This window comes from Streptomyces sp. NPDC031445 (assembly GCF_055581365.1).
Map to the genome: position 1 here is coordinate 1 of NZ_JBVIJO010000042.1, position 6,421 is coordinate 6,421.

At 72.3% G+C, this 6,421-nt stretch carries 8 protein-coding genes; 5 read left to right on the forward strand and 3 right to left on the reverse strand.

From position 1 onward, the window contains the following. Positions 1-3 precede the first annotated feature (3 nt). Entirely contained in the window at positions 4-138 is a 135-nt protein-coding gene (locus ACZ5DC_RS40420; RefSeq protein WP_468661470.1) for a hypothetical protein, read from the forward strand. 465 nt (positions 139-603) lie between these two features. Here the strand turns inward: ACZ5DC_RS40420 and ACZ5DC_RS40425 are convergent, their stop codons facing one another. Beyond that, positions 604-1,113 carry a hypothetical protein gene (locus ACZ5DC_RS40425; protein WP_468661456.1) on the reverse strand — a complete coding sequence of 170 codons (510 nt, stop codon included), beginning with the start codon at positions 1,111-1,113 and terminating at the stop codon, positions 604-606. Between the two features lie 107 nt (positions 1,114-1,220). On the opposite strand from ACZ5DC_RS40425, the gene ACZ5DC_RS40430 reads away from it, so the two are divergent. Both ACZ5DC_RS40430 and ACZ5DC_RS40435 read left to right on the forward strand, forming a co-directional pair. Beyond that, positions 1,221-1,511 carry a hypothetical protein gene (locus ACZ5DC_RS40430; RefSeq protein ID WP_468661458.1) on the forward strand — a complete coding sequence of 97 codons (291 nt, stop codon included), beginning with the start codon at positions 1,221-1,223 and terminating at the stop codon, positions 1,509-1,511. Continuing rightward, entirely contained in the window at positions 1,508-2,074 is a 567-nt protein-coding gene (locus ACZ5DC_RS40435; RefSeq protein WP_468661460.1) for a PP2C family protein-serine/threonine phosphatase, read from the forward strand. The genes ACZ5DC_RS40430 and ACZ5DC_RS40435 overlap by 4 nt, the downstream gene beginning before the upstream one ends. A gap of 16 nt (positions 2,075-2,090) precedes the next feature. Here the strand turns inward: ACZ5DC_RS40435 and ACZ5DC_RS40440 are convergent, their stop codons facing one another. Further along, complete coding sequence (locus ACZ5DC_RS40440; RefSeq protein WP_468661462.1) at positions 2,091-3,074, reverse strand: SDR family NAD(P)-dependent oxidoreductase; 984 nt, start codon at positions 3,072-3,074, stop codon at positions 2,091-2,093. A 142-nt stretch (positions 3,075-3,216) separates the two neighbouring features. On the opposite strand from ACZ5DC_RS40440, the gene ACZ5DC_RS40445 reads away from it, so the two are divergent. Continuing rightward, positions 3,217-3,801 (forward strand): TetR/AcrR family transcriptional regulator, encoded by a 585-nt coding sequence (locus ACZ5DC_RS40445; protein WP_468661464.1) that lies wholly within the window; start codon positions 3,217-3,219, stop codon positions 3,799-3,801. A gap of 1,049 nt (positions 3,802-4,850) precedes the next feature. Here ACZ5DC_RS40445 and ACZ5DC_RS40450 read toward each other — a convergent pair. Continuing rightward, positions 4,851-5,867: an aldo/keto reductase gene (locus ACZ5DC_RS40450; RefSeq protein WP_468661466.1), complete on the reverse strand. Its 1,017-nt coding sequence runs from the start codon at positions 5,865-5,867 to the stop codon at positions 4,851-4,853. Positions 5,868-6,008: 141 nt separating this feature from the next. Between ACZ5DC_RS40450 and ACZ5DC_RS40455 the strand changes: the two genes are divergently transcribed. Further along, on the forward strand, positions 6,009-6,421 hold a 413-nt coding region (locus ACZ5DC_RS40455), incomplete at its 3' end, for a helix-turn-helix domain-containing protein (RefSeq protein ID WP_468661468.1).

The window sequence follows — 6,421 nt, forward strand, 5'->3', positions numbered from 1 at the left end:
GACCTGCACTTCTCCTACGAGTCGCTGCAACCGCCCGGCGACGACAACCAGACCCTGTGCGTCTACCTCCCCGAGCCCGGCTCCGCCACGGCCGAGTCCCTGCGCATCCTCAGCAGCTGGACCACCAGCCAGATGTGAGAAGACGGTCTGCAGCCGGGCGGACAAGCGTAGCCGCAGGCCCGTTCCTCCTCGGCGATCCAGCGGTCGATGAGCCCAAGCTGCCGGACGGCCTGCTGCTCGAGGACGCGCCGGGCGAAGCGCGGCGCATCCAGAAGCGCAGTACAGCCTGGTTGCCGGGCAGAAGCAGGGCGGCAGGCGGCGCGAATGGGACCGGGCCCGAGGCGAAACACGCGACCGTCCGGGAGCCGGGGCGGTCGCGAGGGACCCGCTTCGCATGACCGGCGCCGACCGCTGCACCTGATGCTCGAATCCGGCGACCGGCCGGTGCAGCACGGCTGGTGGCACCGCGAGGAGGTGGCGCGGGACAAGTTCCGCCGCTTGATCGGCGCATAGGCATACCCGACGCTCACATCAGCCTCTGCGACGAGGATGTCACAGAAGCGCCGGCGACCTGGCCCGCCGACCGGTAGAGGGCCGTGCCGGCTATCCGGCCGGCGGATCCTCGTGAGCGTGCCGTACGGCCTTCTTCACGGCCTGCTCCAGCTCATACCGGTTGCTCTCGGTGGCTTCGGCGTGTGCCGTGAGAGCGGCCTGCACCTTCTCGGACGCCTCGCGCCAGCGGCGCCACTGGGCGTCGTGATCGTCACCCGTCAGACTGGCGAGCTTCGCGCTCCTCCTCGGCGGCCAGTGACACACAACCCCCGGCCCGCACCCTTCTGGACCTGGGCCGACACGGCTGACGACCGCGCTGGGCAGCACGCTGGACGCCGATGCGGGCCTGCGCAGGTGTGCCGGATCATGGTGCCGCAGCTCGCCGACTGGCGCGCCGTGGACCTGCTGGAGGGCGATGATCAGCCCCGCCGGATGTGCGTCACCCGCCGGGACCCGCATCTGCTGCCGCCGGGGCTGGGCCGCCTGCCGTCGCTGACCGATGACACCCCAGGCCCGCTGGCCCGGGTCCTGCGCGGCGCCGGCCCCCTGCTGATCAACCATCCCGGCAGTCCCGGTCGGCGGGCACAGGGCGGGGCGGCTGGTACGTGGTGCCCGCGCTGGAGGCGTCGTCGATGGTGCGGGCGCCGCTGCGGGCGCGGCGTCGGGTCATGGGTGCGATCACCCTGGCCCGCACCGGCGGCGAGCGGCCCTCCGCCGAGGACGACCTCGCACTGGTGGAGGACCTGGCCCACCGCGTCGCCCTGCACGCGGACAACGCCCGTCTGCACACCGAGGTGCAGGCCACCGCGGAGCATCTGCAGCGCGCGCTGCTGTCCGACCTGCCCCACGTGGGCCACCTCGAGCTCGCCGCCCGCTACGCCCGGCCCGCAGCGAGACGGCGGAGGTCGGCGGTGACTGGTACGACAGCTTCACTCCGCCCACCGGCGACACCACCTTGATCATCGGCGACGTCACCGGGCACGGCGTACGCGCCGCGGTCACCATGAGCCAGATCCGCGACATGCTCCGCGGCATCGCCTGCGACCGCCAGGAACCGCCCAACGTCATCCTGCGCCGTCTCGGCCCGGCCCGGCACACCCTGCTGGCCACCACCGCCACCTGCATGTACGCCATCGTCCGCGGCCCCGAGGGCGGCCCGTGCGAACTGAACTACTCCAACGCCGGCCATCTGCCCCCACTGCTGATCACCCACCAGGGCGACACCCGCTACCTCGACGACTGCCACGACCTGCTCCTGGGTGTCGCCCCCCACCACCCCCGCCGCCAGGCCACCGTGGACCTGCCTGCCCGCTCCATCCTCCTGCTCTACACCGACGGGGTGATCGAACGCCGCGGCGAGAGCCTGGAGGCCGGATCGACCCGGCTGCGCCGGCACGCCGCCGCCCTCGCCCGCGAACCCCTGCCCGTGCTGTGCGACGAACTCCTCGCCGGCCTCCTCGCCGAGCGCTGTCCCGGCGACGTTGCCCTGCTCGCCCTTCGGCTGCCCCGAGCCCGGCACTAGCCAGGGGGTGGTGAGATCAGGCGGTCGTCTGTGCGGCCGCCAGCATGTCGATGGAGACCTGCCAGAGAAGGGCCGCCCGCTCGGGGTCCACGGCGTGGGCCGCTACGCCACGGCGGATACCGGGCTGGTGCGGGGCGGCCTCGTTGCAGTCCTCGAAGTACCGACCACTGACCCCTTCGACCAGCGGGGAGGCTGCGAGCAGCACGGATGTGGCGGCTCCCTGCGGGATGTCCTTCCAGGACACGTCGGTGCTGCTGGCCTCGAACGTGGCCGGGCTGTTGGAGATGTCGCCAATGTGGCGGCCGAGTCGGGTGGTGGTGATGCGGCCGGGGTTGAGGGCGTTGACCGCGATCAGGTCCGACGCCCAACGGCGGCTCGCCTCGACGGCGAACAGGACGTTAGCGGTCTTGGACTGGCTATAGGCCGCCCACGGGTCGTAGGGGTGCCGGTCGAAGTTGATGTCGTCGAACAGGACGTCGCCGTTGACATGCCCCACCGAACTGACGGCGACGACGCGGGATCCGCGGGCCGAAGCGAGGGCGTCGTGCAGGCCGGTGGCGAGCGCGAAGTGGCCGAGGTGGTTCGTGGCGAACTGCAGCTCCCACCCCTCCTTCGTCCGCTCCAGCGGTGAAGCCATGACGCCGGCGTTGAGGACCAGCATGTGCAGCGGCCCCTGCCACGCCTCGACGAAGGAGCGCACCGAGGCCTGGTCGGTGAGGTCGAGCAGCGTGGCATGGACGCTTCCCGGACCGCTCCGCGGGGTGATCTCCTGTGCGACGTCCGCCCCCGCGGTGAGGTCACGGACGCCGATGACGACCTCGGCGCCGGCCGCGGCCAGCACACGAGCGGTTTCACGTCCGATTCCGGAGGCCGCGCCGGTGACGACAGCGCGCCGGCCGGTGAGGTCGACTCCGGTGACCACCTCGGCGGCGGTGGTCTGAGCCCCGAAGGGGGTAGTGATCAGGTGGTCGGTCACGAGCTGCTCCAAGAAGGCGGTCATGCGGGGCGGCGTGCGCGCGGGCGAGTGGCGCGCGGGCAGGGTGCCGCCGTAGTCTCGTATCCGGAACTGGTTCCGGTTCGCTGATGACAGTAAGCGGAACCGGTTCCGCTTGCAAGTGGCGGCGGTACGACGGGAGTGCGGAGTGACCGGCAACGGCGGGAGCGAGGCGCGGCGCCCCAGGTCGTTGCGCGCCGACGCGCAGCGCAACGAGGACCGGCTGCTGGAGGCAGCGGCAGCCGCGTTCGCTCGCGACGGAGCGGGCGCCTCGGTCAAGGACATCGCCCGCGCAGCCGGCGTCGGCGTCGGCACGCTGTACCGCCGCTTTCCCTCCAAGGAACTCCTGATCGAGGCGATCTACCGGCACGAAGTGCGGCGGCTGTGCGACTCGGCGCCGCACCTCGCCGCCACACGACCACCCGTGGACGCCCTGCGGACGTGGATGGAAGCCTTCATCGACTTCATGACCGCCAAGGACGGCATGGCCGACGCGCTGCGCGTGGTGCTGACCGACGACGGCGAGAAGATGCACACCCGCGCCCTGCTCGCCGACGCCATCGCTCACTTGCTCGCCGCCGGGCAGGAGCGGTCCCCGGCCCGCTCCGAGGCCGACGCCCAGGACGTGCTCATGGCCCTGGGCGGCATCAGCCTCATGGCCTCCAGCGAGGGGCGTCGCGACCTGGCCACCCGGCTCATCGACCTGCTTCTGCACGGCATTGTGAAGAGCTGACACGCACCCGAGCCGGCTGGTGGGAGACTCGGTCACCTCGTGCCGCCGGCGACCGCCGCGGCCGTTGCACCGGCCTCGTCAAGAGCGTCCCGGACCCCGAGGGCGGCATGGCCCGCAAGTCCCGCTAGGGCGCGCGGGACGCCGGCATGCTCGACGGGGGACAGGACCTCATCACTCGGCGCTTGAAGAGGGCGGCCGAGGGCCCGCACCGGCTGGTGGCGATGTACGGCACCGGCCGCCCGGCCCGCGTCAGAAGGAGGCGGCGACGTGGGAGGCGTCCGCGCCGCGGATCAGCTGTCCGCCAGGAGTAGTCCTTCGTCGATCAGGGTGAGTTGGGCGGCGAAGAGCCCGGCACCGCCCTGAGCCGGATGACGTACGGCAATCGCCTCCACGCCGTTGCGGGCGAGCGCTCCCTGCGCCTTGCGGCCGACCGCGACGATCGCGCTGATCCGGAAGGCTGCCGCCAGTGCGAGGGCGATGAGCGTGCCCCGGCTGATCGCACTGGGGCGCGGGGGGCGGGTCGGTGCCGGGCCGGCCGGGTTGGTGCGGGTGGTTCGGGTAGATCGGCCAGAACATCGGCACCGGCCCCCGGAGGGCCGTCACCGTAGGCCACACCACGGCCGATGAGTTCTCCCACAAGGCCGGCGGGCCGGTGGGCATCTCGAAACCGTCACCGTCCGGGTCGTCGGTGATCAATCCTGGTCTGGCGCCCGACGGCCCAGCATCCTCGTACGCGCACCTGGCGGGAGCCGCGCGAAGCGGATGGCGGACGCCACGAGCCGCCGCGCGCCCGCCCGGTCCGGCGCACGGGGGAACCGCGCGGACTGCGCTCACCGCTGTCGCCCGCCCGGGGCCGGGACCGGAGAACGGCGCGAGGCGGTCGGAGCAGTCCACGGCGCCGTGCGGGACAGCGGCACCTCCATGGCGACGCCGCACGCCGCTTACCGCCCAGCAGCACAACGGCGGTCGGGGCACCGGAGGCTGAACACGCTCCCGGCACCCGGTGCCCGCGGCCGGGCTCCTCCCTCGTGCCAGGGGGCCGGCGCGCGTCAGCGGCGGCGCAGACGCTTGTCGGTGACGGCCGGGGTCGGGTCGATGTAAAAGTCGTCGGGGTTGAGGTCGACACCCGGAGGGACGATCTCGTCGATACGATCGAGAAGATCGGCGTCGAGCTCGACGCCGGCACCGGCGAGGAGATCGGCCAGCTGCTCCGGGCGGCGCGGACCGATGAGCACCGCGCAGACCGCCGGGTGCGCGAGGACGAAGGCGACGGCCAGGTGCGACAACGGCAGGCCGGCCTCCGCGGCCAGGGCCGTCAGCTTGCGCACCGCCTCGGCCTTGGCCCGTACCCCGGGCAGGGACAGATCGAACATCTTCGCCCCGGCACCGGCGCTGCGGTGACCGGTGGTGGGGTCCGGGCGGCCGGACAGCCACCCGGAGTTGAGCGGCCCGAAGGTCAGCACGCCCATGCCGTGGCGCTGCGCGGTGGGCAGGACCCGGTTCTCGACACCGCGGGTCAGTATCGAGTACGGCGGCTGCTCGGTGCGCAAGCGGTGGTGGCCGCGGCGTTCGGCGGTCCACTGGGCCGCGACGATCTCCTCCGGCGCGAAGAACGAGCCGCCGATGGCGCGAATCTTCCCCGCGCGGATCAGGTCCGACAGGGCGCCGAGGGTTTCGTCGATGTCGGTGTGCGGGTCCGGACGGTGCATCTGGTACAGGTCGATGTGGTCCGTGTCCAGGCGGCGCAGGCTGTCCTCCACGGCACGGCGGATCCAAAGCGCCGACCCACCGCGCTGGTTGGGGTCGTCGCCCATGGGGAGTCCGAACTTGGTCGCCAGGACGACATCGTCGCGACGGCCCTTGATCGCCTTGCCGACGATCACCTCCGACTCGCCGCCGGAGTACACGTCGGCGGTGTCGATGAGATTGATCCCCGCCCCCAGCGCGGTGTGGATCATACGCACCGACTCGTCGTGGTCGGTGTTGCCCATCGCGCCGAACATCATCGCGCCGAGCGCGTACTCGCTCACCGACATGCCGGTGCCGCCGAGGATCCTGCGTTTCATGGGGGTGCCTCCTGTTCCCGATGGCTTCTCCCGCAGCCAAGCACCACCGGCGACAGGGGTGGGAGACCCGTCCGGTCCGGGGGTCCAGCAGACCCCCTCACGCGCGTCCGCGCCCACGACGTCCTGCCCTACCGTGGGGATGTGGATCAGGAACCCAACATCGAGCTGCGGAACTTCCTGCGCTCGCGCCGCGCGAAGATCACCCCCGAGGAGGCGGGCCTGAGGCCCCACCCCGGTACCCGCCGCGTCCCGGGCCTGCGGCGTGAGGAGGTCGCCCAGTTGGCCGGCGTCAGCGTCGACTACTACGTCCGGCTGGAGCGGGGCCGCCACCTGAACGTGTCCGTTTCCGTACTGGACGCCCTCGCCCGCGCGCTGCGGCTGAACGATCTGGAACGCTCCCACCTGTTCCGGATCGCCAAGCCGACCCGCACCCGTCCGCGTCCGCTGCCGCCGCAGCGTGTGCGCCCCGGGCTGCGGCTGCTGCTGGACAGCCTGACCGACGTCCCGGCCCTCGTGTACGGCCGGCGCTTCGACGTCCTGGCGTCCAACCGCCT

Excerpts from the sequence above, each read along its gene's own strand:
- ACZ5DC_RS40425 (WP_468661456.1), bottom strand. The coding sequence starts at position 1,113 with ATGGTTGATCAGCAGGGGGCCGGCGCCGCGCAGGACCCGGGCCAGCGG.
- ACZ5DC_RS40430 (WP_468661458.1), top strand. The coding sequence starts at position 1,221 with ATGGGTGCGATCACCCTGGCCCGCACCGGCGGCGAGCGGCCCTCCGCC.
- ACZ5DC_RS40440 (WP_468661462.1), bottom strand. The coding sequence starts at position 3,074 with ATGACCGCCTTCTTGGAGCAGCTCGTGACCGACCACCTGATCACTACC.
- ACZ5DC_RS40450 (WP_468661466.1), bottom strand. The coding sequence starts at position 5,867 with ATGAAACGCAGGATCCTCGGCGGCACCGGCATGTCGGTGAGCGAGTAC.